General features: G+C 63.7%; 33 protein-coding genes. 6 read left to right on the top strand and 27 right to left on the bottom strand.

All coding sequences use genetic code 11. The features are described 5' to 3' along the window. A partial coding sequence (locus GV044_RS16455; protein ID WP_159872873.1) for an integrase core domain-containing protein occupies positions 1–112 on the top strand: 112 nt, incomplete at its 5' end. A 268-nt stretch (positions 113–380) separates the two neighbouring features. Here the strand turns inward: GV044_RS16455 and GV044_RS16450 are convergent. Beyond that, entirely contained in the window at positions 381–1,016 is a 636-nt protein-coding gene (locus tag GV044_RS16450; RefSeq protein WP_159872871.1) for a sterol desaturase family protein, read from the bottom strand. Between the two features lie 498 nt (positions 1,017–1,514). Between GV044_RS16450 and GV044_RS16445 the strand changes: the two genes are divergently transcribed. After that, positions 1,515–1,703 carry a hypothetical protein gene (locus GV044_RS16445; RefSeq protein ID WP_159872869.1) on the top strand — a complete coding sequence of 63 codons (189 nt, stop codon included), beginning with the start codon at positions 1,515–1,517 and terminating at the stop codon, positions 1,701–1,703. 940 nt (positions 1,704–2,643) lie between these two features. Here the strand turns inward: GV044_RS16445 and GV044_RS16440 are convergent. The 14 genes from GV044_RS16440 to GV044_RS16375 all read right to left on the bottom strand — a co-directional run bounded on the left by GV044_RS16440 (position 2,644) and on the right by GV044_RS16375 (position 14,353). Beyond that, positions 2,644–3,420 carry a hypothetical protein gene (locus tag GV044_RS16440; RefSeq protein WP_159872867.1) on the bottom strand — a complete coding sequence of 259 codons (777 nt, stop codon included), beginning with the start codon at positions 3,418–3,420 and terminating at the stop codon, positions 2,644–2,646. Positions 3,421–3,477: 57 nt separating this feature from the next. Next, positions 3,478–4,179 carry a hypothetical protein gene (locus tag GV044_RS16435; protein ID WP_159872865.1) on the bottom strand — a complete coding sequence of 234 codons (702 nt, stop codon included), beginning with the start codon at positions 4,177–4,179 and terminating at the stop codon, positions 3,478–3,480. Between the two features lie 20 nt (positions 4,180–4,199). After that, positions 4,200–4,592 (bottom strand): hypothetical protein, encoded by a 393-nt coding sequence (locus tag GV044_RS16430; protein WP_159872863.1) that lies wholly within the window; start codon positions 4,590–4,592, stop codon positions 4,200–4,202. Between the two features lie 47 nt (positions 4,593–4,639). Continuing rightward, a complete protein-coding gene (locus GV044_RS16425) occupies positions 4,640–4,909 on the bottom strand; it encodes a DUF5818 domain-containing protein (RefSeq protein WP_159872861.1) in 270 nt (89 codons plus the stop codon). Beyond that, positions 4,910–5,254, bottom strand: coding sequence for a hypothetical protein (locus GV044_RS16420; protein WP_159872859.1), 345 nt, complete (start codon positions 5,252–5,254; stop codon positions 4,910–4,912). A 56-nt stretch (positions 5,255–5,310) separates the two neighbouring features. Then, positions 5,311–6,144 carry a CsgG/HfaB family protein gene (locus tag GV044_RS16415; protein ID WP_159872857.1) on the bottom strand — a complete coding sequence of 278 codons (834 nt, stop codon included), beginning with the start codon at positions 6,142–6,144 and terminating at the stop codon, positions 5,311–5,313. Between the two features lie 12 nt (positions 6,145–6,156). Then, positions 6,157–6,357: a hypothetical protein gene (locus GV044_RS16410; protein WP_159872856.1), complete on the bottom strand. Its 201-nt coding sequence runs from the start codon at positions 6,355–6,357 to the stop codon at positions 6,157–6,159. 10 nt (positions 6,358–6,367) lie between these two features. Next, positions 6,368–7,147: a hypothetical protein gene (locus GV044_RS16405; RefSeq protein ID WP_236555034.1), complete on the bottom strand. Its 780-nt coding sequence runs from the start codon at positions 7,145–7,147 to the stop codon at positions 6,368–6,370. A 13-nt stretch (positions 7,148–7,160) separates the two neighbouring features. Continuing rightward, complete coding sequence (locus GV044_RS16400; protein ID WP_159872852.1) at positions 7,161–7,685, bottom strand: DUF2726 domain-containing protein; 525 nt, start codon at positions 7,683–7,685, stop codon at positions 7,161–7,163. Further along, the gene (locus GV044_RS16395; RefSeq protein WP_159872850.1) at positions 7,678–7,908 is read right to left on the bottom strand and encodes a hypothetical protein; all 231 of its coding nucleotides are present in this window, start codon (positions 7,906–7,908) and stop codon (positions 7,678–7,680) included. Before GV044_RS16395 ends, GV044_RS16400 begins: the two co-directional genes overlap by 8 nt. After that, the gene (locus GV044_RS16390) at positions 7,898–8,203 is read right to left on the bottom strand and encodes a hypothetical protein (protein ID WP_159872848.1); all 306 of its coding nucleotides are present in this window, start codon (positions 8,201–8,203) and stop codon (positions 7,898–7,900) included. Before GV044_RS16390 ends, GV044_RS16395 begins: the two co-directional genes overlap by 11 nt. Next, a complete protein-coding gene (gene mobF / locus GV044_RS16385; protein ID WP_159872846.1) occupies positions 8,200–11,214 on the bottom strand; it encodes a MobF family relaxase in 3,015 nt (1,004 codons plus the stop codon). Before mobF ends, GV044_RS16390 begins: the two co-directional genes overlap by 4 nt. 444 nt (positions 11,215–11,658) lie before the next feature. After that, positions 11,659–14,073 carry a type IV secretion system DNA-binding domain-containing protein gene (locus GV044_RS16380; protein WP_159872844.1) on the bottom strand — a complete coding sequence of 805 codons (2,415 nt, stop codon included), beginning with the start codon at positions 14,071–14,073 and terminating at the stop codon, positions 11,659–11,661. Further along, positions 14,066–14,353 carry a hypothetical protein gene (locus tag GV044_RS16375; RefSeq protein ID WP_159872842.1) on the bottom strand — a complete coding sequence of 96 codons (288 nt, stop codon included), beginning with the start codon at positions 14,351–14,353 and terminating at the stop codon, positions 14,066–14,068. The genes GV044_RS16380 and GV044_RS16375 overlap by 8 nt, the downstream gene beginning before the upstream one ends. A gap of 686 nt (positions 14,354–15,039) precedes the next feature. Here GV044_RS16375 and GV044_RS16370 point away from each other — a divergent pair. Next, positions 15,040–15,276 (top strand): hypothetical protein, encoded by a 237-nt coding sequence (locus GV044_RS16370; protein ID WP_159872840.1) that lies wholly within the window; start codon positions 15,040–15,042, stop codon positions 15,274–15,276. 101 nt (positions 15,277–15,377) lie between these two features. On the opposite strand, the gene GV044_RS16365 is transcribed toward GV044_RS16370, so the two are convergent. From GV044_RS16365 to GV044_RS16340, 6 genes are all read right to left on the bottom strand, one after another. Further along, on the bottom strand, positions 15,378–15,944 hold the full coding sequence (locus GV044_RS16365; protein ID WP_159872838.1) for a hypothetical protein: 567 nt from the start codon (positions 15,942–15,944) through the stop codon (positions 15,378–15,380). Between the two features lie 73 nt (positions 15,945–16,017). Then, positions 16,018–17,034, bottom strand: a complete 1,017-nt coding sequence (locus tag GV044_RS16360) for a hypothetical protein (protein WP_159872836.1) — start codon at positions 17,032–17,034, stop codon at positions 16,018–16,020. An 11-nt stretch (positions 17,035–17,045) separates the two neighbouring features. Then, a complete protein-coding gene (locus GV044_RS16355; RefSeq protein WP_159872834.1) occupies positions 17,046–17,264 on the bottom strand; it encodes a hypothetical protein in 219 nt (72 codons plus the stop codon). Positions 17,265–17,373: 109 nt separating this feature from the next. Beyond that, entirely contained in the window at positions 17,374–18,138 is a 765-nt protein-coding gene (locus GV044_RS16350) for a hypothetical protein (RefSeq protein ID WP_159872832.1), read from the bottom strand. 1,789 nt (positions 18,139–19,927) lie between these two features. Continuing rightward, a complete protein-coding gene (locus tag GV044_RS16345) occupies positions 19,928–20,278 on the bottom strand; it encodes a hypothetical protein (protein WP_159872830.1) in 351 nt (116 codons plus the stop codon). 302 nt (positions 20,279–20,580) lie between these two features. Beyond that, on the bottom strand, positions 20,581–21,573 hold the full coding sequence (locus tag GV044_RS16340; protein ID WP_159872828.1) for a DUF2493 domain-containing protein: 993 nt from the start codon (positions 21,571–21,573) through the stop codon (positions 20,581–20,583). A gap of 775 nt (positions 21,574–22,348) precedes the next feature. Here GV044_RS16340 and GV044_RS16335 point away from each other — a divergent pair. Next, the gene (locus GV044_RS16335) at positions 22,349–22,864 is read left to right on the top strand and encodes a hypothetical protein (RefSeq protein WP_159872826.1); all 516 of its coding nucleotides are present in this window, start codon (positions 22,349–22,351) and stop codon (positions 22,862–22,864) included. A gap of 24 nt (positions 22,865–22,888) precedes the next feature. Then, positions 22,889–23,206, top strand: coding sequence for a hypothetical protein (locus GV044_RS16330; protein WP_159872824.1), 318 nt, complete (start codon positions 22,889–22,891; stop codon positions 23,204–23,206). Positions 23,207–23,320: 114 nt separating this feature from the next. Here the strand turns inward: GV044_RS16330 and GV044_RS16325 are convergent, their stop codons facing one another. The 3 genes from GV044_RS16325 to GV044_RS16315 all read right to left on the bottom strand — a co-directional run bounded on the left by GV044_RS16325 (position 23,321) and on the right by GV044_RS16315 (position 24,841). Further along, positions 23,321–23,584 carry a hypothetical protein gene (locus GV044_RS16325; RefSeq protein ID WP_159872822.1) on the bottom strand — a complete coding sequence of 88 codons (264 nt, stop codon included), beginning with the start codon at positions 23,582–23,584 and terminating at the stop codon, positions 23,321–23,323. A gap of 63 nt (positions 23,585–23,647) precedes the next feature. Continuing rightward, a complete protein-coding gene (locus GV044_RS16320) occupies positions 23,648–23,965 on the bottom strand; it encodes a single-stranded DNA-binding protein (RefSeq protein ID WP_159872820.1) in 318 nt (105 codons plus the stop codon). 567 nt (positions 23,966–24,532) lie between these two features. Beyond that, complete coding sequence (locus GV044_RS16315; protein WP_159872818.1) at positions 24,533–24,841, bottom strand: hypothetical protein; 309 nt, start codon at positions 24,839–24,841, stop codon at positions 24,533–24,535. A 73-nt stretch (positions 24,842–24,914) separates the two neighbouring features. Between GV044_RS16315 and GV044_RS16310 the strand changes: the two genes are divergently transcribed. Continuing rightward, the gene (locus GV044_RS16310; RefSeq protein ID WP_159872816.1) at positions 24,915–25,331 is read left to right on the top strand and encodes a hypothetical protein; all 417 of its coding nucleotides are present in this window, start codon (positions 24,915–24,917) and stop codon (positions 25,329–25,331) included. A gap of 5 nt (positions 25,332–25,336) precedes the next feature. Here GV044_RS16310 and GV044_RS16305 read toward each other — a convergent pair whose 3' ends face one another. The 3 genes from GV044_RS16305 to GV044_RS16295 are packed head-to-tail and all read right to left on the bottom strand — an operon-like array spanning position 25,337 to position 26,106. Beyond that, entirely contained in the window at positions 25,337–25,666 is a 330-nt protein-coding gene (locus GV044_RS16305; protein WP_159872814.1) for a hypothetical protein, read from the bottom strand. Then, entirely contained in the window at positions 25,663–25,857 is a 195-nt protein-coding gene (locus tag GV044_RS16300; protein WP_159872812.1) for a hypothetical protein, read from the bottom strand. The genes GV044_RS16305 and GV044_RS16300 overlap by 4 nt, the downstream gene beginning before the upstream one ends. 45 nt (positions 25,858–25,902) lie before the next feature. Further along, entirely contained in the window at positions 25,903–26,106 is a 204-nt protein-coding gene (locus GV044_RS16295; RefSeq protein ID WP_159872810.1) for a hypothetical protein, read from the bottom strand. Between the last annotated feature and the right edge of the window lie 22 nt (positions 26,107–26,128).

The following is a 26,128-nucleotide window of genomic DNA, read 5'->3' as shown; positions in this document are numbered from 1 at the left end:
ACTGGCATTGATCAAGACCTGGATCGAGGACTACAACGACTATCACCCCCACTCGGGCCTCAAGATGCGCTCACCACGCGAGTTTCGAGCGGCTCAGGTTGAAACGTCCTGAGGGGTGTCCGGTGAATTAGGGGCCAGATCAAGTGCCGATCGGAGGGCAACGGTAGGGGCAAGCGGACTGCGGCCTGGTGTGTGTCCCCGGTTGGCGGTGATCTATCCTGTGCCATGGTGCGCGGTGGCTGGGGGCTGCGATGGGAGCGGTACTGGCGTGAGCACCGATGCTGAGCGCATGGCCGGACCACGCGGAAGTGCACGCCGCAGGGGCGAGTATGCCTATTCGGGCGATATTGGACGCATCGCCAACTGTGGTCTGTGCTTAATCATTGATCTTCCGAAATCGACGTTAAACATGCTAACTCTCTAAGCGAGCTGATCCGACTGCCAAAAACGCGATCCCAGAAGATTGCTGACACCGCATAGTTGCCGCGCTCGTCAACATGGTGATGACGCATGTGATGGCGTTTGAGCACGGCTCCGAAACCTCCACGCATTGGCCGCTGATGGCAGGCGTAGTGCACGAGGTCATAAATCACGTAGCCGGTGATCCAACCGAGGAACAGCCAGGTTCCGGAGGAGCCGAGCAATGCCAGATTCGTCGCCCATGCCAGCGCCGACACCGGCAGGCTAACCAGCAGCGGCATAAGGTTTCGCATCCGGTCGTTCGGGCTCACGTGATGGTTCCCGTGCGTCAGGAACACCAATCGCCTGAGTACCGGCTGCTCCGCCTCCAAGTGGAACGGGTAGCGATGCATCGCGTATTCGAACAAGGTCCATGCCACCAGCCCAGCGGCTAGCAGGCCAACCCCCTGCCATAAGGTGACATCTCTCCAGCCTACCCACGCGATCGTCGGCAGCAGTAGCGCCCATACCGTGACGAAGGTGCGGGGTGACAGCAAGGTCAGCTTTTCCAAGCGCGCGCTCTTAAACAGATGTGCCCGATTGCCGATGGGTTTCATGGGAGCCACTGCTTTCCTCGAAAGTAGCTGGGTCTAACACCGCGAACATCTTTAGCGCACAAACTCATTAGCATTAGCTCTCTGCGTAGCCCATCCTGATCATCATGGGCGTGTGCCAACGCCAGAATAGCTCCTCATGTCCGGACACGACTAGCTCGGCTATGTTGCGCTCATCGCTGCGGCGGCTGAGATGCTGCGGCGCCTATGTGGTTCTTTCGCACGGCTAAGCGGAACGATCGCAGCTTGAGGACGGGCGCGCCCTGCGTTGTGGAGCCGAAAGGCTGGGGTCAGGTAGATTGGAGCTGCCTGTCAGTCATTTCGAGTCGGATCCGTGCTTGACAGGCTGGACAGCCGATGACGGTTAAACGCGGACCGTTGCCAGCAACAATGCCAGACGGAAGCGGACTGGTGCCGACTTGGGGGTGAGCACCAGTCCTAACCGCACCTAAATGGGCATTCAGGGCCTGCGGCTATGGAGCCTCTAACCATTCGGGCCGCTTGCGTAAAGAACACCTCCGCGACTGGGACAAGCATCAGAAGGCGGCCGGTGCCTTCGTCCATGATGCGCTGTTGCCCGTGGTCACGTCGTCTGAATGGTACGCGCCATCGGCTGATAAGAAGGCGGATCTCTCCGAGCTTTTGGCAAGCAGCCCGGCTGCTCGCAGCCAGTTGCGGACGAAGCGCTGAACGCGTTACCTATCCGACATGCGTATCTACCGGTACATCTTAGCGCTAATCGTTGCGCTGCCGATCAACACAATCGCCTGTGCTGAAAGTGGTGATCAAGCCGATCCCGAGGTGACGGTCTGGTCGCAAGCATTTGCCGCCTGGGTCGATGTGTCTCACAATATTACCTGCCCGGAATTGAAGCCGCGAATCGATGCCCTTACAACTCGGCTAGGGAGTGTTCAGGACGCTTTCATGTCGAAGCACCCGAATTACGTGTTTCCTCCTTCGATTTCTGCTCGGTCTCCGTTCGTGGACTGTGCAAACGGTACGCGGCTAATCGTACGAGCCGAGGCGTTGGCCGGAGAGGCAGAACGCATCGTGGGGCGGGAGCGATAGGAAGTTAGGTCCGCCATAGCCCCCTCCGCCCATTTGCTGTGGCATGCCGGTTGCCCGCAGGCGGGCGTCAACAGAGAACCCCCGCCGAAGCGGAGGCGCCCTCTAATCTCAGGCTGCGTCCAGGTCGGACCCGCCGGGCAGGTCTGGATTAGCTGGAGTCAGCGGCTTGGCCGGGCCGCATGCCGGGGCTTCACTCCCCCATCAGCTGCAATGCTAGGAGGCTGCCGAAGCTCACGAACAGCTGGCTATGCTCTACCGGGTGCAATTAAAGCACCTCCAGCAAGCTGCGGGTCGACAAGGCAGCTAGTCGACGGTCTGGCATGTCGGCTATCCACTCCGACATCGCCATAGAGTCGGCCTTGAGCCCGACCTGAAAGCGGCCGCTTGCTCTGAGCAGGTGCCCCTGAACGGTCCGGGCCGGACGCTTACGGTGAAGCGGTCACGACCGAGGTTGACTCGGCTGCGCTGAAATCCTACATCACAAGCACGCTGCGAACTGCAGCACCGAGTTAAAGGCGGTGCAACGGATCCTGGATCCCCGCGCACCGCCGAACAGACGCTCCTAGGGTCGCCGTTTTGGCGGCCCTATGTATTTTGAGCGATCGGTTACGAACGTCAGATAGACGCCGAAGACCCGGTAGTTCAGATCCTTCCACGATTTCGTGTTCAGTTTGTTTGGGACCGCCGGGCGGTCGCTCGTGACTAGGTGTTCCACGTCGAGCGTGTCGATCAAGGCATGAACTACAGTTGCGTACTGTAAGACCCGTTGCCGCATGTCGGTCCGCTTCAGATGCGTCAAGACCTGGAGAAGCGGGCGTAGCCAGCGCTTCATGTAGGGGTCTGTGTCACACGCGCGAATGAACTCCACGAAGTTCATCGTGCGCGCATTCATTAGGGCCGCCTCGCCGATCGCGCGCTGCGCGATGCGATCAATCAGGCGCACCCGCCGCGATTCCAGGCAGGTCAGGAATGCCTGAGCTTGCCGGCCTCGAGGACTCCTAGCAACAGCGCTCGATAAGCTGCGGAACCGGAGAATCTCGAGTTCCGACCAGAATTGGACAAACAAGTAGACAACGCTCGCGAAGCCGGGCTCCCCTAACGTCTCAGTGTCGGGATCGTGGATCGGTATGAAGTCCTGCTCGGCAAGTGATCGTAGCTTTCCAACGAGCTCGTCAGCCGCACGCAACATGGGTTCAAGGCTGACTTCTACCGTCTTAGTATCGCTTGTCCGCCGGTCTTTCCGATGCTTGTATTCCTGGTAGATGATTTCAAGCGTCTTGACCGTAAAGCCGCCGCCGAGTGCCGCAGTAAACAGCGAAATCCAACCCTGTGCCGCCATCGCATGACCCCTTGGTGGACCGTCTACAGGATTTTCCGCGGGATGGAAGGTGGGGAGCTACAGCTGTTTGCCCGCACTCGCCGCCGGCTGCAGCGGGCTCCGACGTTTAGCTGACGATGCCAACGCGGGCGCAAGCTTGAGATGTGCTGTCGTCAGCGTGACCAACCCTCGATTGGTGACGACGTATAGATGGTCCTTGTCCATCCCAAGCAAGACGCCGGTCGCTTTTACGGTGCCATCCTCATAGGTATAGCAGCATCCTTTCTGAACGCCCTTCTTGATCCCCGTAATATCGTACTTCGCGGATACGTACCCGGCAGGCGCGGAACTTATCAGGACAATCAAACAAAGACATATGAAGAGGATGCGCGAAGAAACTGCATCGACCGTCCTTTGGTGCTGCTCTAACTTACTTCTAAGCCACTCACGCCAGAGGGCATTTCGTCTGACCACCACAACTATCAGCCCGAAGAGCACAACGAGGAGTATGATCTCGGCCACCAAGTACCCGATCCACTTCGCAATCGCTTGCCAAGCGGCGAACAGCGTCGCGAGGTAGCCCCACCCGATGATCTCACCGGTTGACGCCGAAGCAGCACCGAAGTTGAGCCCGAATGCCCGATATCGGGTGTCGAGATAGGTATAGCCAGCATAGTAGAAGAAGGCTGTGCCGACGAGCGCTATAGCTGATACCTGCTGCAGCACCCCACTGAGTAGAGCGGTGAAGCGTGTACTATTGCCGTTCGCGTCGGGGGCCATCAAGTTTGATCCTGTCTGATTCAGATCGCGAAGCCGGCGGTCGCGAGCACCAGCGCGGCAACCCCTGCAAAGATCCGAGGTATCGAAATGCGGCGCGCCACGGCGCCATCGTGGACGACATTTCGGGAACGCGCGATCCGGGTCCGAACGCCGGCAATGCCCTCCCAAAGGTCAATGCTGCCCCACAGCAGCAGCATGGCCGCGATGACGATCACCAGCTCGCGCGGTGGAAGGTCGCCGATCACCATCGACACGATTGCGCCGCCGATGATCGGCAGAGCGACGATGTAGAGGATGCTGAACACATTCCAGATCCGGTAGACGCGCGGGTTCATGATGGTTGGCACGAGCGCGAGCGGACGGCGGCACTGACTGCAGAGACCTAGGCGCTGCTGCCGGCGCCAGGGCTGCACGGCGCGCAGGCAATAAGGACACTTGGTCCTTGGAACACTGGCCATGTTCATGACGGCTCCCTCGGTGCCGGCGCGACGTAGTCGGCGCGGAGGTGGTCCAGACCATGGCGCTCGCCCTCGGCAATGACCGTCCGGCCAGCGAGGTGCGTCAGGTCTTCCTCGGTCTCAAGCAGCCATGCCTCGTCGTCGGTCATCAGCACCGGCCCGCGCTGGGCGAGGTGAAGTACGCCGGTGACGCGCACGCGCCCGCTCGATCGAGCCGCGGTCATCACAGCGGCGGTGCCGCCGGACAGACGGCGGCTCGCACTGTGCAGCATCTATGCGTGCCCCTTTTCCTTGCACAGGCCCTCGCCGTGCTCGGCGCATTCGGGGCAGTTGCCGTTCGATGCCTGGTGCTCGGGACATTCGGTGCAGTCCTTGTGCGGGCAGTCGGGACAGTGACCATCCTTCTCGTTGCAAAGCATCGCGGCCGGCTTGTTGAACTGGCTGCGCATCTGCTCGAGGCTGGCGCCGCGCGTGTCGCTCTGGAGCTTGCTTGCGGCGGTCTGCATCTCTTGGACAGCGGCATGGGCGCGGCTCTCCTCCTTCTCGAACGGTTGGGCCATCGCCGGCGAGCCGGCTGCAGCGGCCAGGACGGCGGCAAGAGAGACAAGGTATTTCATCGGTAGTCCTCTCGTGAAGTAGGCCGAACGGCCGGTTCGCGGATCAGGGGTCTGAGTCAGGGCTTGGGCGGAAGTGCCGCGGCGCTGTTCGGCGCCGGCGCCGGCGCGGGGGTCCCGGCGGCGGGAGCTGTGTCTGTCCGGCCGCGGATATCGACGGCGATCTTGCGATAGGCGTCGAGCAGGGCATGGGCGGTCACCAGGCCGACCGGCGTGCTGGTGTAGGCGCCGCCCAAGGCACCTACGCCGAGATCGAGCAGCAAGCCGCCACCGGCGACGCTAAGGTCCCTCTTGCGGGCAGAGCCGGTCGCCACGGCGACCTGCAGGCCGGTCTGCACGTCGACGACGGTCAGCATGACCTGAGACTGGAGAGTCTTGGTCTTGAGGCCCACGGCTGAGCCGAAAGCAGCGCCGATGCCACCGCCACCACCACCGCTATTAGCGTCGGAGTAGAGTACGGAGGCGCTCAGCAGGTAATCGGCGGCACGCAGCGTCGCCTTGTTGAGCGAGGAGCCGCCCGCGACGCTGCCACCGGCGGCGAGGTCGCGCTCGCGCTGCAGAGCGTCGAAGGCCGAGCCCCGCTCCACGATGGCAAAGCAGTTGGAGCGGGCGGTGAGCAGCTTCAGAACCGGCACCGGATCGACCTTGGACGGGGATCCGCCGTTCTGCCGTTCGGCCATGGCAACGAGGGCGCGCATGCCGGGAAGTAGCTGATCTTCGACGCTCGGCGCGCTCTTGTCCTCGACCAGGGCAACGCTGCCCAAAGGCTTGCTGCAGCGGGGCAGGTCGACGGTCTCATCGACGCCCATGCCGCCCTTGCCGAGTTTCTGTGCGTAGGCAGGGGAGGTGGCGATCGCGGCCGAAAGGACCGCTGCGATCATGTAAGCTCGCATGGTACGATCCTTTCAGAAGAAGCCGTCGCGGCGGCGCTTGTCGCCGTCGTTGAAGCCGTCGCTGGGGATAGCCGAGCGGCGCACGCCGACGTCGCAGCCGCCGTTGCCCTCGCGGATGTGGAGGTCGCGCGGATCGATGTTGTTGCGCTTTGCCCAGTCCTCGGCCGCACGGCGCGATCCGAAGCTGCCGACGTCATCGTAATCAAAGCTCATGGTCATTCTCCTAGAGTTTGTCGGGGTCGTTCATCATCAAACGGGTCGGAAGGCCTCCGTGCGGACGGCGCCTGAGATCGATGCCGAAGCCGCCCTGGTGCGGGAATCGCTGCGGTGCAGCGACGGTCTCGTAGGTTGTGCTGGAGCCGAAGAAGCGGACGGTGCCGTGCCACTTCCTGCCTTCGATCAGCCGCACCTCGTACAGGCCGCGGGGCACGCGGACGCGCACATGATCGTCACCACGCACGTAAACGGAGATTACGTGCTTCTTCGTGTCGGGCTCGAACAGTTGAACCACGGCGTTTGCACTGTTGGCTTGGACCTCGAGCCAGCTGGTAACCCGGTCCATGTCGAGGCTGCGGGCAACGGTGACGCTGCCCGATCCGGGGAAGGGCGTCTCCTGTTCGATGTCCGGGACCCAGCCCTGCCGCTTCGCGTCTCGGAGCATTGGAATGGCTATGAGCAGAAGACCGAGTCCGAGCGGGACATAGCGGAACCACGGCGTGCCCGACCGTCTAGCCGAGTGCTTGCGCTTCGGCCGCCACCGGTTCTTCTGATAGTCAAAGCCCTGGTTCTTCGGCTCGAACCATGGGCCACCGCGGGCCGTGCCGGTCGGACGATCCTTGTAGCCGGGGTTCTTCAACTCGAACTCTTTGCCGCGGTCCTTGCCGATCCAACTGGCGCTGCCGAGCGGAATGCCGTCGTCCAGCTCGACGCGACTTTTGCGATTGTTCCACGTCGTACCCTTGAGAGGCGGAAGGCCGCGCCGTTTGCGATAGCGGTCCTTCATGTAGGCACGATCATCAAGCGACATGAGCCACCCCGCTCGGCATGAGGTCAGGCCGCTGCGCGAACGCTCGGTTGATGTGATATTTGACGCTGTGGAGGGTCGGGTGCTCCTCGGCCGGCAGGCGCAAGGTGGCGAAGCCAGCAGAGGCCGTCATCTTGTCGCGGCGCGCGTCCTGGTCGGGCCGGTGTGTTCGGTCGTCGAGCTCGATCAGCATGACGATCCGTCCGGAGCGACGATGCTCGACGACGTAGTCGATCCGCTTGCTGGAGAAGCGGTTGCGGACGGTGGCAGCCTGAGAGCGGTTGAGGCCCTTCCTCGGCGCCAGAATGGCACCCATCGACACCTGAGCGTGAATCCTCGCCCACGGCAGGATCTGCTCGATGTACCCGATCGTCTTGCGCTCGGCCGGCGTCATCAGCGGCATCGGCCGCACCGATACGGTCGGACCTGTAAAGCTGCCGAGTAGCCCCTTGAGCAGCAGAACCACGCCGAACAACGCCAGGACCGGCAGGACCAGCTGGAGAAGGTTGCTAGTCATGGCGGGCGGCTCCGGTGGGATGCCGTGTCCCCGGTTTATCCTCGACGCAGGCGAAGAGAAGGCCGCTGAGCGTCACGACGGTGAACACGGTGCTCCACACGCCCTTCCAGAGCGCAATGAGCAGTTCGGGGTCCGGCCGCGTAATACGGCGAGGGCGGCGATCGGGTGCGCGGACGCCGGTCTGGGACGAAGCTGCAGGCAAAGAGTTGGCGTCAGGCGTCATGATGCCCTCCGTTCGACAAGAGAGCACGGTCCTGGTGCGCCTCGGGTGCGAGCTCGTCCGGGTCTGGCGGGCGGAGCCGGTTCCAAACCATTTCCACGAACCGCCACGCGGCGACGAAGGCCATGCCGGAGAAGAAGGCGAGCGCCCATTGCTCCAGCTGTTCGATGTGGCGCAATTGGTCGACCACCTCGGCGCACCGCGCGGACGTGCCGGTCTGTGGGCCGCAGGCTTGCTCCAGCAGCTTGCGGCTTTGGTCGACCCAGTCGGTCCACACTGAAGTTGCTGCTTTGGTCACAGGCTGAGATCCAGGTTCTTTTCGGGCACAGGCAGCTGCGGAGTGATCGGCCCGCGCGGCTCGGCCTTGAGCGTTTCGCGATCGATTATGGGCTTGGGTGGCTCAGCGGGATTGTTGGCCGCGCCCGCCGGGTTGGTCGCTGTGGCGGGATTGTTGGGCGCGCCGGCGGCCTGCGGCGATCGTGCAGGATCGATGGACTTCTCGCCGATCGCCTCGAGTGCGCTCATCTTGTTGCCGGGGTTGCGCTCGATCGAGCGGACGAGCTCGGAGGCATCGTTGGTGACGATGGTGATGTCCTCGCGCACGCGGGTCGCCATCACATGGGTCAGGCGCTCGTTGGACAGGTTGCGCTCGGCCGAGTGCATGACGCCGATGCCCTGGTCGGTCGTCATGCCCTGTGCCTGGTGCATGTTGATCGCGTAGGAGAGACCGAGCCGCTCCAGCATGCGGTCGCCATGCGCGAGGTCGATAACGTCGCCCTTGGCGTTCTGCACCCGGATCACGTCGGCGCCCACTTCGAGGATCTTGGCGTCCTGCGAGCGGATCAGGTCGCGCGACTTGTCGCTGTCGGTCCAGCGCACCTTGTCGCCCTCGTGGAGTTTCACGCGCTCCTTCTCGTAGAGCGTCAGCGGGTCGCGATTGTCGTTCGGGTCAAGCTTGGCAGGGTCGAACTTGAGCTTGCGATCGTGCTCGTCGACCAGGTGGACCTTGCCGTTCTTGTCGACACGCTCGACTTCGTAGCGGCCGCGATCGAGCCCCGCAGGCCGCGTGCCGAGCATGACGGTGAGGACCTGACCCGACCGGTAGGTCGCCGCATATCGCAGCTCTTCGTGGACCGCGTTGACCTGGCTGAGCGTGGTGACGCTGCGCCCCTCGCCGGTGATCGCACCCTCTGCTCGCAGGCCGTCCTGGATGCGCTCGTTGAGGTGCGAGCGGGCATCGCGGCCCGACGCGTAGACGGCAGTGCGGTCACGGTCCTCGGCCGAGAGCGCCAACCACTTGTCCGCCCCGACCGAGAGGTAGTCGTTGCCCGCTTCCACGACGCGCTGGCCGAGGACCTCGAACGCCTCCCGGAACTTGCCGCTCCCGGTAAGCGTCGCCACCGCCTTCATGTGGTCGGTCTTCTGGCGCTGGCTGATCTCGAGCCGTGCCAACGACGGGTCATGGCTCTGAACCAGGCTGAAGGCCTTACCAGCGTCGATCGGCTGCAGCTGCTTGCGGTCACCGATCATCACGAGGCGGTCCACCTCGAGCGCGTTGGCGATCGTCACCAGGTTGTTCATCTGGTGGTTGCCGACGAGCGAGGCCTCGTCGAGCACCAGGATCGAACCGCGCAGCGCGTTGCTCGAGGCATCGTAGCGCGCCCCGCTGCCGGCGAGGGCACCCCGCAAGTGCTCGTTGACGAACGAGGAGACGGTCTGCGCCGGGATCTTCGCCTCGTCCTGCAGCATCGTGACCATCTTGTTGGCAAAGGCCAGGCCGATGACGTTGCGGCCTTCTTCGTTGGCAACCGCCGCCATGGTCTCGATCAGGGTGGTCTTGCCGGCGCCAGCGACGCCCTGAACGACAACGGTGCGGTCGGTGGACGATAGCGCAAGGATCGCGGCGCCGAGCTGCTCGCCGTTGAGCGGGCGATCGCCGGCCACCGTCTGCAGGCGCTCCGTGGCTTCGCCGGCGGCCACTATCACGGGGCTGGCCCCCCTGCCCTCGTCAATCCCTTCGAGTAGCTTGCGCTCCTGCGCGATGTGCTCGGGTGTGGTCACCAGCGAGTAGGCGCCATCGCGCCGATCGGACTTGCCGGCGACCAGCTGGCCGTTCTCGATCAGGGTCTCGATCCGAGTGTCGACGCGATCGAACGTGACGCCCTTGATGCCAAGATCCATCGCCTGCTTGGCCACCTGGCCGCGGTCGAAGGCCGCTTCGCGCGCGCCGAGGATCCGCACCGCGGAAGCAACCGCCATCTCGGTGCGCAAGTCCGTCGGCGACAGGAGCGTGCGCGCCAGGCCATTGGTCGTGAGTGGGTCGGATGGTCTCACATAAGAACCCACGGCGCCCTGTAGTTCGGTGACGATCTCGCGCAGGCCGGCACCCGTCCGGCTGAACCGTTCGGCCGACAGTTCTCCCGTCCTTGTGCGTGCGTCCTGGACGAGAGCCTTGCCGTCGAAGCCCAGCGCGGCAGCACGGTCACGCCATTCCCTGTTCAGCGCCTGACGGTCCTCGACGTTGAGCTTGGGATCGCGTGTGTTGACTACGACTTTGTTCCGCCCGCGCGGCCCGGATACGCCGATCTCAGCCGCCTTCGCATCGATCTCCTGACTGCGTTGGCTGAACTCCTGGATCACGCCCTTGGGTACGCCCTGGATCTCGAACTGGCCGTGCTTGCCAGTGATCTCAGTCCGGTAGCCGATCTTCTCCAGCTCGGCCCGTAGCGCGGCATGATAGGTCGAGCCGATGACGGTGTTGTTCTTCCAGATCTCGCCGTTCCAGAGAGCCTTCCAGGTGCCCTGTGCCGTCTTCGTGATCGCAGCGACAACGGCATGGGTGTGGAGCTGAGGATCGAGCTTGCGCGAGGTGTCGTGCTGGAAGGTCGCATAGACAAGATTGCCGGTGCGTACCGGCTCACCCTTGCGGCCATCGGAGTAGTCGCGGGCCTCGGCATACTTGCCCTCGATCATGCCCATCGCGGCGCGAACTGCCTTCTCCTGCGCGACGAGGATGCGCTGATCGCCGGTGACCAGCGCCAGCACGCTCACGCTTTTGGGAGCGGAAAACGTCAGGTCGAGCCCGGCTCGGCGGTTCTCGGACGCATTGACGACAGTGCCATCGGGCAGCTTGCCGTTTAGCAGGTTCTCGAAGGCGTCCTTGCCGACCTCGCCTTTCAGCCCGAGATCCTTGGCGCCCGCGCCGCCCCAGGCGCTGAGCCCTTCGGCATGCTCGCCGGTGTAGTAGTCGTCCTTGGCAAAGTAGCTGGCTGCTCCTGCAGCCGAGCCAACTGCGGCGATGGAGTGCATGGCCTAGACCGCCCGGTCCATGTCGCGCCCGCGGCGGAACCACCGACTTGCGAGAACAACGGAGAGAGGCCAAGCAGCCATCAGCGATAGGAGCGCAAGGTGGGCGGCCTTGGCTACGGCCGCTCCGACAAGGCTGTCGTATCTGACGCTTCCCACGGGCATGAGAATGACGCGCCCGTCGCGCAGTTCGACATCGAGAAGCTCGAACGGAGCGATGCCCGTCATGAGCCATAGGCTTGAACGAACTCGCGCCAAGAGGAGCCCTAGCTCCGGCACAAGCCAGCAGCCGGCAGCTAGCGCGAAGAGCACGGCCCAGCAGAACGCTAAGGCTAGCACAGGCACCTTGCTGCTTTGCCAAGCGATCAGAAGCTCATGGGTCCCGAGCTGCAGTCGGCGCGCAATTCCGGCGGTAAGGCTGGTGAGCGGCTCTATGTGGCGCATCGCCTACAGCCCCACATCCATGCCGTCGTCGATGTCCGGCTCGTGATCCTTCGAGTGATCCTTGGCCTTGTCGCCACCGACGTCCTCGGCACCTATTCCGTGCCGCTCCTCGAACGATATCAGCTGCTCATTGGCGGCGTTCTGAGACCTCGACTGGGTGGGGTCGCGAACGTCGGTCGGACGATCTGGCCGCCCTTCGATCGCCTTCACTCCGGCGCCGGCGAGGCTTTCCCGCCACGACTTCATGGACGTCGGTTCTGATCCTCCCTTACGCTGCTGATCGACGGCGTTTGTCCGCGCATCGGCGTCCTCGCCACGCTTGCGCAAGTCGAGGACACGCTGCGCCTCGCTGCTCTCCGCACTCTCCTTGCTCGTGCTGATCTCGGGCTCATTACCCGGTCCATGGGCACCTTTCTCGGGCGGCTGTGTGGTGGTCGTTGCCACCCCCGCATTCTCGCGTCCGCCCTCGTCTTCAGAGCCCTTTTTCTTGGGCGGCTTGTAGGCCGCCATGGTCATGTCGGTCTTGCGGCAGAAGGGTTCGGCGACGGCCGGATAGTCGCGCCATTCAAGCTTGATCCGGCCTGCCGGGAAGCCATCGGGGAACTTCACAAAACCGTGCATCGAGGGCAGCTCCTTGATGTCATCGGGGATGACGAGCGGCTCGACTTCCTTGCGCGGCGTGAGCGTCGCTGCGTCGCGCGTGCTGTTCGCGCCATAACTGTAAGCCTCGTCCATGCGGCGCACTTCGCGGTTGCCGATGAAGTCGGCGCAGACCTTGGCGGTGGGCATGTCGGCGGTCTTCAGGATCAGCTTGGTGCCGGCGAGCGAGGTAAGGTGGACGGCGCCGTTCTCGCCATAGGTCTCGGCAAGCTTGCTGAAGCTGTGCATGCCCAGGATGAAGGCGCCGCCGAACGCGCGCGCCGTCTGCAGGCCATGCTCGATCGCAGGCAAGCGATGCAGCGCGTGGACCTCGTCGAAGAGGAACCAGGTGCGCAAGTCCCGGGTCCGCGGCATCTTCATCAGCGCGCCCACGGCAAGATCCATCCACAGCGTCAGCAGCGCGCGGTTGAGCGTGAGATCAGCGTGGGTCGATGAGATGAAGAGGATCGATCCGGTGCCGCCGCGCTCCACCATCCAATCGTTGATCGAGAATGGCGGAGCACCGCCCGGGACCGGGTCGGGCAGGAAGCGAATGGCCTGGCCGTTGGTGTTGAACACAGCCCGGATGGACTCTGCCATGCGGGCGGCTTCCTTGGCCGTCAGCGGGTCAGCGATCGTGTTCTCGAGCATTTTATGAACGGAGGGCAGATCGGCCTGCATGAGGCGCGCAGCGATGGCGCCGTTGCTGGTCTCACCGCACTCGATCAGCTTGATGCACATCTCGACGAACAGGGTTCGCGCGGCCATTGCCCAGAAGGGTTCCGCGTTATCGCCAGAGCTCGGGATCAGCGCCGCCGCAGCGGCCATGAAGTCGGCGTGATTGTGGCAGTCGCTGAAGATCGTCCAGGGCGGACAGCGGGTGTCCATGGGGTTCAGAATGAAGTCTCGCTCGGGGTCGTAGAACGCTTCCACGAACGCGCCGGTGAGATCGAAGATCACGCACGAATGGCCACGGTTGCGAGCCTGGCTGACGAGCGCGCGCAGCTGGGTCGTCTTGCCCGACCCGGTGGTGCCGATGAACATCGTGTGCGACTGCTCGAGGCGCCACGGATAGGGCACACCGGCGAGGGTATAGGGCACATGAAATCCGCGCCGTGCCCGCTCCTTCACGGACAGCATGGCGACCTTCTTGGGAGCCAGTGGCGGGCTGTGCTTAGCGCACTCTTTATTGAGCTCGCCCATGTTGTAATGGCGTATCGCGTCGATCAGCATAGGGCGCTCGACGAGCATCGATCCGCGCTCGTGATGCTCGTCGAGAATGGCGCTGCCACGCTTGCGCGAGAAGTCGACGAACCACACCGTCAGAGGCACGGTCAGGAACGCCGCACCGATGAACGAAGCGAGGGTCAACCGGATGCCTTTGTCGACCGCGATGACGACGTGGCTGTTGTATTTGACGCTCGCCATCGGGATCTGAATGAGGTTCCCGTTGGGCAGCTTGAGGTTGATGAGCTTGGCCGGATCGAAGTCCATCATGAGCCAGAAGCCGGACCAGATCCGCATCAGGATCAGGCTCAGCTCTTGGGGCAGCAGCCAGAAGTAAGCGATGCCTGAGAAGAGGGTGATCCAGCAGATCGCGACGACTTGCAGGGGCAGCTTCACGCCCTGCCAGGTCATCAGCACTTCGTGGGTGACGAGCTGCGATCCGCGCGTGAACGAGCCCGAGTTTCGGACCACCTTTCCGCGTTCAGAGTGATGCTTGATGGTGGCGCTTTGACCGTTGAAGCGGATGTCGTCCGCGGCCCGGTTCTTACGCATGGAACTTCTCCACGCGCTCGACGGTGATGTCTAAAAGGCGGTCTGCGATATCGCTATGCTCGCGCGCTATGATCGTCTCAAGCGCGGCCTGCAGGTACTCGATATGCGCGACGAGCCGGATCGGATCAACGCGGTGGCCGAGCTCGAGAAGGGGAAGCCCCACATCGACACAGCGACGTACTATCTCGGACCGGGAGAGTTGGAGCTTCTGACTCAGACTGTCGAAGCGGCCAATCGTGTCGACGGATAAGCCAACACCGACGGGTATGTTCTTTTTCATATCAAGTACCTTAAAAAAGGCACTTGGTTTGGATATCGCAGTCCGGTTTATACCACCACGACCGCCGCGCGTCTACAAAGAGCCGACTTGCAACCGGTTGCAACGCGTAAGCCGCTGACAACAAAGCGGAAAGGGTAGCTAGGACCGAAGGTTGCAACCGGTTGCAACCGGGCCCACAAACGGAAAAACGTTGCTACAACATAAGCTTACGCTGAAGAACGCCTACGTGCCAACGTGTAAGGTGTGCTGGCTTAGGGACTATGGCTGTAGTCATGGTTCTGCTTTTCCCTGGTTCTCTCCTGTGATGCTGGTTCGTGCCCGGTGGGCGGCGCTCATGGCCGCCAGGCCGGAGAAGCTCGCTTGCGAAAACGCCCATTCGGCACAGCCGGATGGTCCGCTTAACCCGGCTCGCCAGAGCCCATCATTCTGCCTGGCCGTGAACGGCGAACACTCAGAATCGCAATGGCGTCGTACTCCCCTACAGCCCTATCCCGGCGTCTCGTGAATGCGTGGGCAGTGAGATGAAGACGGCGATCTTTCCGGCGCAAGTCCGACACAGAAGCGTGCTCAAATACGCTGCGGTTTCATTCACGCTATGGCCAAGTCAGGCCCTCGTGATATGACCCGTCACGGGGCAACCAATGCTATTATTCGAGCTCACGCGTGTGAGCAGAAAGGTCCCAGAAATGGCGACATCATTCGAGAAGGAACGGGCGCAGATCGCGGTCGACGAGGAGAAGCTCGCCGAGCGGAAACGCAAGCTCGAAGAGCGCGAGCGCGAGGTCGTAACCGGCGCGCTGGAGCGGTCAGGTTTGATGAACTTGAAGCCCGATAGAGCGAAGTCTCTGTGCGACCGGATCCGCAAGCTCGGCGTCGACGAAGTCGAACGTCGGCTTGCGCTGGACACCGTGCCGGCGTCCTGATCCGCGACGCAGTCGCAATGGTTTGATGCGCGATAGCATCAGGCAAAAAAGGGGACGCCGCGTGAGCAAGCGTCCCCTTACTGCGTCAGGTCTGAGGGAAGCTAAGCCCAGACCAGGCGCGGTGTCTGTTCATACGGCTCCATAGCCGCGACCTTGTCGAAAAACGGCAGGCGGTACTCAACAAAACGCTCGGTAAAACCAGCGCGAATCGAGGGTTCTGCCAGTCGGTCGCGTAGCTCGATCAGGCTGATGTCGCCAACGCTCTCACGCTCCAGTTGGAGCGCTTCCAGGATGGCGTAGGCGTTCCCGTTTACGAGGTCGAGCTCGCCGGCACCATCGAGCCGCTGCGACACTTCGATCCGAACATCGTGCGTCACCTCGGTGCGGCGAAAAGTGACGAGCCGGCCAAGGAACTGCGCCTCCTCGATAACGGCAATGGCGTCGGGTCTGTTGCCGAAAATGGCCGCGATTGTGGCCATGGCAAAGCGGCAGATCGAGGCGTTGAAAGCGTAGGTAAGCTCCTCGGGTTCGCCCTCCGGATCGTCCTCTGTTTCGATGCCTGCCTCGCGCATGAACTTGCGAAATGCGGCAAGCTCACGAGGGCTGATCGGTGCCGGTGCGGACTGGATACGGGTGTCGAGATCGGTGACGTAAAAGGTGATGGACATCTTCGTCTCCTATGAAGAACCGACGTCCTCCATCCCTCTCCTCTCCATTCCGACGGCCGTCCTCGCAGGAGGTTCATGCCGCTTCCAATCTCTCGGCATAGAGGTCCGCCGCCCACTCCTGAATCCACCCAGCTGTCACCTCATCGTGGTCGAGCTGACCCTCCTCGATCAGGTCACGTATTTGGCACCGTGCCTGCGCAATAGCTGCCTCCCATGCGTCAGTTGATTCGCCGCTTGGTGGAGCGAACGTGAGCTCGGTTTGGACCGCGATGGTGGGCTCGTGTGTGCGGCGCAGCTGCGCCGCAGTCCATGCCTCCATGTGGTATGCGACCAGCGTGTCACGCTTGCGGATACCGCGGGCCAGAGCATCCTGGCGCGCGGCGATCCCATAGGCCTGGCTGTCGATACTGGCGATGCGATGCTCCAGCCCCTTGAGGTACGAGAGGGCGGACCCTTTGACGCCGAAACCGTGAAGCATCACACCTTCAGGCAGCACGCGATCGAGGTGCTCGAACACGGCGATCAGGCCCTCGGGACCAGCGACATGACGGCGGCACATGCTGCCGACGCCCACGACGCGACCGGGCACCATCGACCAGTGCAGAGCGTCAGCGCATCGCTCGTAATCCGTGGGTGCTCGTCCCTGGATCACGGGCATGAACCTGTCGGCGATGCCGAGATCCTCGGCACGCGACCGGCACTCCCGATTGGTGCGAATGGTGCGAGAGAGCCGGTCCAGAACCTCCTCGCGATCGTGCGCGACACCCGCCTCGGTGCAGTAGTCCAGACTGGCGAAGCGCCGGAACGGATAGGAGGCTGCGAGCGCCATGTAGTCCTCGACGGTCCAAGGGATGCCGCGATAGGTGACCATCGCGACGTAGCCACCGGAATCGAGATCGAGGCTGCGCAGCCCCCGAGCATTCGCCAGGGTGGCAAGCCGCCATCCCGCCCATTCACGCCAACCGTCATGACGGCGCCAGCGCGAGAGGCAGTTCGCAGAGATCAGGGTCGGCACCTGCATGTCACGGGCGCGCTTGAGGATGGGCCCGTCGCTCAGATGCGGCAGGCCCACGACGATCTCGATCGGCATGGTTGCGGTCCTCAGTCAGCGGGTTCGCGGATCTCGATGGTCTCGTCGTCGCCGTTGTCACGGACGAGAACGGGCTCACCCTTACGGGCCGCATCGACGGCCGCATCCTGTGGCCAGTCGCCGTACTCGCGAAGCACGCGGATCATGTGAACCTCGGCGTGGAAGCGGTTCTTGTGCGGCTTGATGATGGTGTCGAACGAGAGCGATTGGTGAACGGTCGTGAAGGCCATGGCGATGGTTTCCTCGTGCAGAATCGCGCACGCCGAAGGCTCGCCGGCGCGTCCCGAAGCGACTGCGCCAGGCGAGGCTGCGCGCATGATCGGTGGTGGGCTGCTGGGATCAGGCGATCACGTAGCGAGCCATGTGTTCCCAGCAGAGCGCCAGGGCTTCATCGAGCGTCTTCACGGTGGCGATGTCGCACATGATGTAGCTGCGGCGCGCGAGGCGCAGCTCGTGCGCCGTCACGTCGATCACGTCGCCATCAAGGTAGCCCGGACCGCGATGCTTGTTGAACATCTCGGGGTAGAAGGTGAGCCGGTAGGGGAAGTAGATCCCGACACGGCGGTGCTCCGGTCGGCGGATTTGGCGCTCGGTCGAGATCTGGCTGAGCATGGCATCGGCGCGCGTCGCGGCATCAGGAAACGCAGCGCGAAGGTTGTCGATGTACATGGCCTCGGCCGGTGTGCCGAAACCTTCGATGCGCTGCCGCTCGAGCGAAACGATGGTGCGTTGGACTGCCTCGTTGCGCGTGTCGTAGTTGATGCTGCGCACCGATCCGTTCGGACCGTAGACGACGGGTTGGAGGAAGCCGACGTCGATCCAGCGCGCGAGGCCTTCCTCGATCGCCGCAACGTAGTCAGCGGCGGCCTGGTCGTCCTCATCGTAGTGCGCCTGCACCTCGTAGTAGGTCCCGAAGTCGTGGCGGCAAGGCTCGGCGAGCAACTTGACGCTCTCGGGCGGCGCTCCCCAGCGGGCGATGATGGCAGCCTTGTAGGTGTAGACCTCAAGCCGATTATAGCGGCCGAAATTAGGGGTGTGGCCGAGCTGCGCGCACTCTTCTTCGGCCGGTGCGCCACCGATGTATGCGATTGCCATTTGCGTCATGGGAACTCTCCCGATTGGGCGTTGAACTCGCCCGTTCCCTCCCCCTCCTCTCCCGGACACCGGCCCACGCGAGGCGAGCCGACCGACGTGCGCTAAGGTGCGGATGCACCGGGCGACACGAGGATCGGCGATGCCGGGTTGGTCCCCTCTGCCCTCGCCGATCGCCGTCGACGTCGCCGGCAGCGCAACGCAGGCGAGCCCGGGCGAAGCACCTGGACCGCGTCGGCGGACCGGTGCAAGCCACGCGGGCGATGCCGTGATCCGGCAAGGCAGACCGCGTGAAGCGAAGCGGCCGCAGGGCCGCCAGCGAGCACGGGACTGCCGCGCCGGCCACCACGCGCGCGGCACACCGGCTGCCTCTCCGCAGGATCCACGGCGAGGCGAGCCGACGATGTGCGCTAAGGTGCGGATGCACCGGGCGTCACGAGGATCGGCGATGCCGGCTTGGCGCGCCCTGCCCTCGCCGATCGCCCTCGACGTCGCCGGCAGCGCAACGCAGGCGAGCCCGGGCGAAGCACCTGGTCCGCGTCGGCGGACCGGTGCAAGCCACGCGGGCGATGCCGTGACCCGGCAAGGCAGACCGCGCGAGGCGAAGCGGCCGCAGGGCCGCCAGCGAGCAAGGGACTGCCGCGCTGGCCACTGCGCGCGCCGTGTAGCTTGGAGGTCAGTTATCCGGCTGCCGAGGAGCTAAATGCGCAAATGGGGAGGCGACCCACAGATCGTCCTCGGCGTAGAGTTTGATCTCATCGACCCGTTTCGCTCCGGTCCAATCAGTCCTTGATGTCATCTGGGCGAAGGCAGCGGCGCGCGCCTCCTCACTCGGCCATAACGCGATAGCGACGAAGTCACCCGCATCGTCTCGGGTCAGGCATGATCCAAGGGAACCCAAGTCGCGTCCCTCCATCGTTATCGCTCGCCACGATGTTCGGAACGCTTCCTCAAACTCGTGCTCAACCCGCCAGCGGTAGATGGCGAGAAAAGGCCGAGGCGAGGAAGCGATTTGCGTGGGCATAGCTTCATCATGTTCCTGGTGGGATTCGTGTCAACGTCTGCGCGCGCGGCACACCAGCTGCCTCTCGGCAGGATCCATGGTGAGGCGAGCCGACCGACGTACGCTAAGGTGCGAATGCACCGGGCGACACGAGGATCGGCGATGCCGAGTTGGTCCCTCCTGCCCTCGCCGATCGCCGTCGACGTCGCCGGCAGCGCAACGCAGGCGAGCCCGGGCGAAGCGCCAGGTCCGCGTCTGCGGACCGGTGCGAGCCATGGCGGGCGCTGCCGTGAACCGGCAAGGCAGACCGCGCGATGCGAAGCGGCCGCAGGGCCGCCAGCGAGCAAGGGACTGCCGCGCCGGCCACCACGCACGCGGCACACCGGCTGCCTCGCCGCAGGTTCCACGGTAAGGCGAGCCGACCGACGTGCGCTAAGGTGCGGATGCACCGGGCGACACGAGGATCGGCGATGCCGAGTTGGTCCCTCCTGCCCTCGCCGATCGCCGTCGACGTCGCCGGCAGCGCAACGCAGGCGAGCCCGGGCGAAGCACCTGGTCCGCGACGGCGGACCGGTGCAAGCCACGTGGGCGATGCCGTGATCCGGCAAGGCAGACCGCGCGAGGCGAAGCGGCCGCAGGGCCGCCAGCGAGCAAGGGACTGCCGCGCCGGCCACGACACGCGCGGCACGACTGCCAGGCCATCGGTTTAGAGCACGCGCATGAGAAAAGGGCCGCCCGGTCGCCCGGACAGCCCTCTTTCCGCGTACCATGCTGAATGGGGCCGGAGCCCCCGTCAGGTCAGGTTATGAGCTTGACGTATCCCGCGACGGTCCCTGCGATCAGGAGCAGCGTCGCCTGCGTGATGAAGAGCCACTTGAGCACGTCGATCGAGGTCTGCATGCCGGTCATCCGGCCTTCGATGCCGGTGAACCTGCCCTCTATTCCGGTGAAGCGGCCCTCGATGTTCTTGAAGCCAGCGTCGATCTTCGCCTCGAGGATGCTCTGCATCGCGGTGATGCGGTCATCGTAGTGCTTCATGGCTTCAGCGACTGCCATGTCGATGTGCTCCTCGAAGGCGTGCACCACCTTCTCGGCGGCGTCGTCTGAGATGTTAGCGGACTTCAGAGCCCTGAACAACGAAACCTGCATGGTGTTCCTCCTTTGTCTTGATGACGGGAGGACATGGGTCGGTCGCGCTGGTGCCTGTCATGGGACCGCGCAGCGGCCGCAAAGCGGCGGTAGGGGCAACGATTTTCCCGCAGGGAAAATGGTGGGACCCTGCCGTCCTTTACAGGTGCCGGCGCGGCCGACACACTGGGACGACTAGAGAGACCCACTGTTTTGCCCCAACGCGGCGAAGGGGTTCGATGCCCCTGAGCCGCGCTTCTGCGCAACGAAAGAAAAAGCGCGAGGAGCTTCGAGCCGAAGCCCGAAGCCCCTCGCTGGCGGCGTCATGCGCGCTTGGCGTCGGGACGCTGGTTGGCGGTGCGCAGGGCGTGCAGCGGTGTGCGAGCCTTGCGCAGGAGTTCGTAGAGGTTGCTCTGGATGCCCGAGCCCTGGCAGACGATGGCTTCGACGGGCTTGAGCTTGAGCATGTTCTCGTTGCGGATGAAGGCGGCGCGGGTGCCGTGCTTGCGATCCGGGATGAAGGTGATGAGCTTGACGCGGCGTGCTGCGGCCCAGCTGGCGGCGATGGCGTCGACACCCTTGCGCATGCCGGTGGTGGCGAGGACCATTTCCGGGATGCGCGCCTTGATGTCGTCGAGGCGATCCCAGATCTGCTCGTGGTCGTGCCAGTCCTGACCGCCCGAGACCAGGACCATCGGACCTTCTGGCGCAAACTGCTCGCGACGCTCACGCGACCTGGCGGCGAGGAAATCCCGTGCCTGGATCTGGGAGGCGGTGACCCCGGTCTTGGAGACCTGCGAACCGCGCGTGGCCTGGAAGGGCTTGCCGGTCTCGACGCGGTAAACTTCCGAAGCGTGGTCGCGCATGGCCTCGAGAGCCTCGCGGCAACCCTGGAGGGTCTGGCACAGGAGCTGCGTTTCCTCGAGCTCGACGGCGTAGATCTCCGAAGGGTCGTAGGTGCGGGCAAGGTCGCCAAGCTTGCGCGCTGCGTCGTCCTCGCGCCCCTCGGCAAGCCGCGCGGTCATGTGGAAGGAGTTGACGATGCCCCACACGATCTGCTGCGAGAACTCTTCCATGCGGGTGTCGCGGAAGACGTCGAAGATCGTTGCGACGGCGAGCTCCACGGCGGCGCGCGCCATGTCCGGATCGGGCATCTCGGTGGCGGTCGGCTCGTCCATGATCGTCAGCTTGGCCATCTCGTTGTGCTCGACGAAGGCGTCGTCGTAAGCTGCCGCGCTGCACCGTTCACCAGCGCTCTGGATGCGGTCGTTAAAGAGGATGTTGAGTTCGTCGAAAGAGTTGATCGAGATGGTCATAAAAGCCTCCAAAGTTAAACTCTCTCATCTCGTTCAGATGAAAGATGAATCTCATCAGGAGGGCCGGGCGCGGCGAGGTCAGGGACGTTGACCGGTCTCCGGTCAACGCCGCTTGCGGGGAGTGGGGGAGCCGATTTTGTTGTTGTCCTGGAGCCGCAGGCGGAAGGGCGGCGGCAAAATTGGGGGGACCGCTCATCCTTGATGGAGGCGTGTAGAGGCCCTCATGCTACGGCGATGAAGCTTGTCTGATACGGAGATGAGAGAGAGAGAGAGAGATAGAGTTCGATTTGCCCCGCGCTGGCGCGGGTTAACAGCAAATCGTCTTTAGCTTCCTTCCCCACGTCCCGACGCAAGGCGGAAGGAGCGACCCTGCAAAGGATCGTGACCCGTAGGGCCGAGACCTGCGCAGCGGGGCTCGGTGGAGCTTGGGCTTAGAGCGCGCCGGCGACAGCCGGCCATGCGAGAAGCCCTAGCGCAATAGAGCCTGGTCCCGCGCAGCGGGATGCAGCCTGCCCCTGCTGCCCCACTGCCGTCACCGTCGCCATCGCAATCACAAATCCGGTAATTTGAAAGACCGAAAACGAACCGGGTAAATCATGGAACCGGGTTTGATGAATCTTCAACGCCGCTCGGGAATGTTGGTACTGCGGTCGGTTTCTGCAGTCGTTTCGGTCTTAAGCGCTCGATCACTGACTAGATTGAGCTAGTTGCCCTCGATCTAACATAGTAAGATTGTATGCCGATCATCGCTGATGGGTAAGCGAGGAGCAAACCGGTGCAACAGAACGTCAAGCCGTCGAACGCCAACCGATTGTCGACCTATTGGCTCTGTGTGGCGGCGGCGGTGCTTCTTGGCGGCGCGGTGATTTACTTCATGCGGGGCGAGCCGGTGGCTGACATTGCGGCTGCGCTCGCCCTCGGCGTCTGCGGACCCTATGCCTTGGCGATCTCGCTCATGGGCGTTCCGAACCAGTGGCTCGAGGACCTGCGGTTTCGGCGAAGCATCGCGGCTCGGTTCGCCGGTTGGCCGATGCAGAACCCTCCAGCTGTGTTCACGGTCCTGTACCTGAGCCTCGCGGTGGCCGTCGGTATCAGGCACGATTGGTCACTCGAAACTTGGTTGACGATCCCGGTCGTGGTCGGCGCTGGTCTTGCGATTGGGCAGGGCTGTGTCCTGATGTTTGAAAGCGGGTACGAGCGCCGCAAGCTCGAATCCGGCCTTTTGACGCAGATTGCGTGGATGGTCGGGGTGGCGCTCATGATCCTGCTGATCGTGGTGCATCAGCTTTAGGCGACAGATTTCAGGAGGACTGGCATGTCTGTGTCGTTGCTTGTGGTGGTTGGCACTCCGGTTGTGTGTGGGTTTGCGGCGTGGCTTTTAGCCGAGGCGATCGACCCCAAGTATTCGGTCAAGCGGGTGCGCGCGACCCCTTCGGGCTCGCCCCAGCTCGATATGATCCGAGAGAATCTCGCGCGGTCCGCGGACATCGTTGGTATTTATTTCGAGGAGCCGCGGGTGCTTGATGATCTGGCTCGGGATTTGGCGAAGGAGCCGACTGAGGATCTGCAGCGCAATTTGCGAGAGGCTCGCGGAGCCCTTCGTCGCCTTGCAGGGCCGTCTATAATCCGGTAAACGGAATTACCGGGTAAGCGCTCTTACCCGCGGCGAAGTGGCTCGATGCCGCTGAGCCGCGCTGACCCGAGCGCAAGCGCCAAGGCGAAGCCCTGGCGCTCCCTCCGGCGCAGATCAGGCCGCGAGTGGCAGCTGGATCGTGAGGCTTGCCTGCAGCGCGGCCATCTGCGCGAGGTGCTCGACCCGGAGGTGACCCCAGTCGATAGCTTCCTCGATGGCGTCCTGCTCCTGAAAGATCTGATAGAGCTGGTTGGCGCCTAATGCCTGCAGGTCGAGGGTGTCGAGGTGCTGGTCTCGCCGATCGGCGTAGTGTTCGAGATCTGCGAGCTGGCGCGCGGCCTGCTCGTGGTTCGAAGCGGTGATGTGGAAGGTTCGCACTGTCTGTCTCCTGCGATGGAGCGAAAGCGAAAGGGCGGCGCGATGGCGCCGCCCTCTTAGGCTTCAGAGGAAGTCGATGTTGTCGGCGATGATCTCGCAGCCGTAGCGGGTGACGCCCTCGCGGTCGGTCCAGCGCGAGTAGTGGATGCGGCCGTGGATGGCGACCGTGTCGCCGACGTCCCGGGTTGCGGCGGCCCTGCCAAGGCCGTTGAAGCAGGTGACCTTGTGGAACTCGGTGTCCTTGGCGACGTAGCCACTGTCGTCCTTGTAGGTCTTGCCTTCCCGGAGCTTCACGCGGTCGGTGGCGACGATGAGGGTGGTGACGTCGTTGCGGGTTTCGGGTGCCTTGGCGACGCGGCCGGCGAGGTTGACGCTGTTCATGGTGGTACGCTCCTTGGTTGGGTCCGGCGGCCTCCCCGCCGGTGACACCGAAGAGCGGCGTGCGTTGGCCGATCACACCGGACGCGAAGCGGGAGGGGAACCCCAGGAGGGAGCTGGTGCGGGCAGCCGCGTAGCGGCAACACGGGCGACCGGAGGGGGTTGTGATCGGCCGGCGCTCGCCGCAGGGGTCACTGGAACGGCGGGGCGGCTGCTGGACCTGACCGGAGTCCAAGATCCACCTGACAGCGCCAACCGCCAGGCACAGCGCTTGCCATCTGGAGCCCGATCGGGGCCCGCCACGGCGTCATCGCCCGGTTTTGAGGAAGCCACCGGTGAAGCTGGGGCGGTGAGACCAGGAGAGGATGAGGCGGCGCGCCGCCCTTTCACCGAATTACAAGGGCAGCTGCGCGGTCGAGTGCGGCGGTTGCGACCCGCGCCTTGGCGATAGGTCTGCCGTCTTGCCGCCTCCGCTCGCGCGGACCGATTGTGTGGCGCGCCCGTAGAGGCGACGCCGGATCATCGTAGCACATTGGCGATCTGGAGCCTCGGAGGAGGCGCCGCAGCGTCCTACGCCGATCGAGTCAGTCGCGGGAGATAGGGCGTGCGCCAAGGCTCGCATCGAGCGCGATCTGGAAGAACCGGGGCGGGCACCGTCCAAAACACAAAGCTTCCGGAGCGGTCGCGCTGGCGCAAGTCGTGTCCGGTCCACTCGAAGGCATTGAGCTCGCCCGGCACCAGGCTCCAGCGTGCTTCCCCGCGCAGCCCCATGGCCTTGGCGACCTCTGCCGGGATGGCGATCGATGCGGACGGGTTGTCCTCGCCTTTGGTGGTGAGCGGCATGACGGTCACGCGGCGCCCGGTGACCGCCATAACCATCACGGGGCGAGCCTTGACGCCTTCGTCACGGCCCGCGCTGGCCTCACGGGCGAAAAGGAAGACGTAGTTCAGAATGTCGCCGAGCCGTGGCAGCGGCGTCGCTGCGCTCGTCGGCCCAGGTGTCGGTTTCGAGATCTTCGGCGCTTGGCCTGGAAGCCTCAAGGTGGGCCTTTTGCTCATCGGTCATTGTCTCAGGCGTTATGACCTCGCGATAGCCGTGGATGGCGTGGAGGGCGTGTTCGAGGAACTCCATGCTGACGATCGCGGCGCGGGCGCGCTGATGCTTCTGCAGGATGACGGGCTCGCGCTGGCAGTCGTCAACGATCTGGCCAAGGCGATTGTGTGCGTCGGTAAGGCGGACAGCCGCGTAAGGGAAAGTGCGTTCGGGATTGGCGCTAGGCATGGGACATCTCCGAGCGGGGCACGGCAGAAGGCGGTGCGAGTGCTCGATGTAGGCAAAGTAGCTAAAATGGCGAAAATGGCAAGATGACGGTATCAGTCGTTAGCGCCGGACGGGAAAATGATGTTCTTCATGCCGAGCTGGAAGGGACCATCGGTCTGCGACCGTGAGCCGGCCTCGTCCGCTTCGAGGCGGGCGAGAAGATCCTCAGGTACGATCGCGTGTGGCGAGACGAGCGCCAAGGCATCGGCCACAGTCGGCAGCTCGCGCAGCGAGGTGCCCTCCCAGATTGTGGCCTCCTCCTCGCCGTCATCGTCGAGGGTGAAGACTTGCGCGAAGTAGGTCTGCAGCGGCCTGTCCCAACCTACGACGGCGCGGACGACGCGCGGCGTGTCAGATTTGGCCTTCAATTCATAGCGGCTCATGGCGTGGTTCTCCGGATGCGGTGCTGAACGTGGCGGGCGGCGCCATCGGCGCTGCGCATGGCTTTGTTGACGGCGGCGACGGCTTTGACGGCGCCGGCCTTTCGCAGGAGGATACGCGCCTGGCGCAGGTGCTCAATGGACATGGTGATGGTGTGACCGTCAGAGACGGTCGCCGGTTTGATGCGGCGCATGAAAGGCTCCTCGATCTAGTTTGACGGCGGCGCGGCGTGTTCGGTCTATCGGTTTTGCCGCACGACGATGTTGAACGCTATCGAGCCGTCGGTGAGCATTTCGCGCACCAAGGCAAGGTCGCGCAGGTCGACATAGACGGTGTCCATGTCGCCGCCTTCGCTGCCGACGTAGTGCATGATGTCGTCGAGTGCCTTGCGCAGCTCGGCGATGTTGGACGGCATCCAGCGCTCCAGAACTTGCTGGGTCATGACAAACTCCTTCGGCCGCGCC

This window comes from Novosphingobium sp. 9U (assembly GCF_902506425.1).
In the GTDB taxonomy this organism is placed as follows: Bacteria; Pseudomonadota; Alphaproteobacteria; order Sphingomonadales; family Sphingomonadaceae; genus Novosphingobium.
Note: the sequence above shows the minus strand (reverse complement) of the source record. Positions and strands in the feature narration are given on the sequence as shown.